Origin of the sequence: Streptomyces sp. NPDC059957, assembly GCF_042730015.1 — a bacterium.
In the GTDB taxonomy this organism is placed as follows: domain Bacteria; phylum Actinomycetota; class Actinomycetes; order Streptomycetales; family Streptomycetaceae; genus Streptomyces.
In genome coordinates this window covers 41,853-44,066 of the sequence record NZ_JBHWMB010000041.1, presented here as the reverse complement: position 1 = coordinate 44,066, position 2,214 = coordinate 41,853, and the positions used below count along the sequence as shown (strand labels likewise).

Here is a 2,214-nt window from a genome sequence, read left to right as displayed (position 1 = left end):
GTCGGAGCCCCCCCGCCGCCCCGTCGGAGCCCAGCCGCCGCCCCGCCGGGCCGCGGCTCACGCCGTCAGGTCGATCCGCTCCTCGCCCGCGTAGATGTTCATGTCCCCGCCCCGCAGGAAGCCGACCAGCGTCAGCCCCGACTCCAGCGCCAGGTCCACCGCCAGCGAGGACGGAGCGGATACGGCCGCCAGCACCGGGATGCCCGCCATCACGGCCTTCTGCGCCAGCTCGAACGAGGCGCGCCCCGACACCAGCAGCACCGAACCCGCCAGCGGCAGCCGCCCGGCTTGCAGCGCCCGCCCGACGATCTTGTCCACCGCGTTGTGCCGCCCCACGTCCTCCCGTACGTCGATCAGCTCGCCCCCCGCCGAGAACAGCCCGGCGCCGTGCAGGGCGCCCGTGCGCTCGAAGACCTTCTGCTCCGCGCGCAGCAGGTCCGGCAGCTCCCCGAGGACCCGCGCGCCCACCCGTACGGGATCGTCCGCGAGCCCCGGGAACCGGGTCGCGGTGCGCACCGCGTCCAGGCTGGCCTTCCCGCACAGGCCGCACGAGGAGGTGGTGTAGACGTTCCGCTCCAGCGTGATGTCCGGCACCGGAACTCCGGCGGCGAGCTGCACGTTCACCACGTTGTAGGTGTTCGTTCCGTCCTCGGCGGCGCCCTCGCAGTAGGTCACGGCCCGGACGTCCGAGGCCGAGGCGAGCACCCCCTCGCTGGCGAGGAAGCCCACGGCCAGCGCGAAATCGTCACCCGGGGTGCGCATCGTGATGGCCAGCGGTTTGCCGTTCAGCCGTATCTCCAGCGGCTCTTCGGCCACCAGCGTGTCCGCCCGGGCCCCTGCGACGCCGCCCCGGATCCGGACGACGCGACGGCGTTCGGTGACCCGTCCCATGTGATCAGCCCACCTGTTCTGTTCTTGCCGTACGCCTGGAACACCCATTCTCCAGGATCGGCTCGGGGCCCCTTCCCCGGCTGGAGGACCCTCGGGAAGCTCCAAATTCCGGGCACTGAATCCTGTCGGGTCACGCGCCCTTGTACCCATCAGTAGCAGGCAAAGCTGGTAAATCCTGACTGCCTTACAAGGGGGGACCCCGCCCATGACCGGTTCACGCGTGGTGGCGCTAGGGCACTACCAACCCTCGAAGGTGATCACCAACGAGGACCTCGCCGCCATGGTGGACACCAACGACGAGTGGATCCGCTCCCGCGTCGGGATCAAGACCCGGCACATGGCCGGACCCGACGAACCGGTCGACGAGCTGGCCTACCAGGCCGCGGGCAAGGCGCTCGCGAGCGCCGGTCTGACCCCGGACGACATCGACCTCGTCCTCGTCGCCACGTCCACCGCGATCGACCGTTCCCCCAACATGGCCGCCCGCGTCGCGGCCAAGCTCGGCATGGGCTCCAGCCCCGCCGTGATGGACATCAACGTCGTCTGCTCGGGCTTCACCCACGCCCTGGCCACCGCCGACCACGCGATCCGGGCCGGCGCCGCCACCCGGGCGCTGGTCATCGGGGCCGACAAGATGACCGAGATCACCGACTGGAGCGACCGCACCACCTGCGTCCTGACCGGTGACGGCGCCGGCGCGGCCGTGGTCGAGGCCTGCGAGGAGCCCGGTATCGGCCCGGTCCTGTGGGGCTCGGTCCCCTCGATGGGCAACGCGGTCCGCATCGAGGGCTCGCCGCCGGTCTTCGCCCAGGAGGGCCAGTCCGTCTACCGCTGGACCACCAGCCAGCTCCCCCCGCTCGCCCGCAAGGTCTGCGAGAAGGCCGGGATCACCCCCGAGGACCTGGCCGCGGTCGTCCTCCACCAGGCGAACCTGCGGATCATCGAGCCGCTCGCCGCGAAGATCGGCGCCGTCAACGCCGTCGTCGCCCGCGATGTGGTCGACTCCGGCAACACCTCGGCCGCCTCCATCCCGATGGCCCTGTCCAAGCTGGTCGAGCGCGGCGAGATCCCCTCCGGGGCGCCCGTCCTCCTCTTCGGCTTCGGCGGCAACCTCTCCTACGCCGGCCAGGTCATCAGCTGCCCGTAACACTCAGCTGCCCGTAACACTGAGCTCCCCGTGACACCTGGGCCCGGGGACGCGGTGGTCCCCCCCCCGGGCTCGGCCGTCCCCCGGTCCCCCCCCCAACCAAGAACCATTGCTGGACTCCCCCCCCACCACAACCCCCAGCACCCAAAACAACACCCCCGGCCCTCAAAACACTC

General features: G+C 71.4%; 2 protein-coding genes. One reads left to right on the top strand and one right to left on the bottom strand.

Translation table 11 applies throughout. The features are described from left to right. Nucleotides 1–57: 57 nt before the first annotated feature. Nucleotides 58–891 (bottom strand): formate dehydrogenase accessory sulfurtransferase FdhD, encoded by an 834-nt coding sequence (gene fdhD, locus ACFWBW_RS25660; RefSeq protein ID WP_385376626.1) that lies wholly within the window; start codon nucleotides 889–891, stop codon nucleotides 58–60. A gap of 205 nt (nucleotides 892–1,096) precedes the next feature. On the opposite strand from fdhD, the gene ACFWBW_RS25655 reads away from it, so the two are divergent. Further along, nucleotides 1,097–2,038 (top strand): beta-ketoacyl-ACP synthase III, encoded by a 942-nt coding sequence (locus ACFWBW_RS25655; RefSeq protein WP_243338920.1) that lies wholly within the window; start codon nucleotides 1,097–1,099, stop codon nucleotides 2,036–2,038. The last annotated feature ends 176 nt before the right edge of the window (nucleotides 2,039–2,214 follow it).

Coding starts and splice junctions, on each gene's coding strand:
- fdhD (WP_385376626.1), bottom strand. CDS start 891: ATGGGACGGGTCACCGAACGCCGTCGCGTCGTCCGGATCCGGGGCGGC.
- ACFWBW_RS25655 (WP_243338920.1), top strand. CDS start 1,097: ATGACCGGTTCACGCGTGGTGGCGCTAGGGCACTACCAACCCTCGAAG.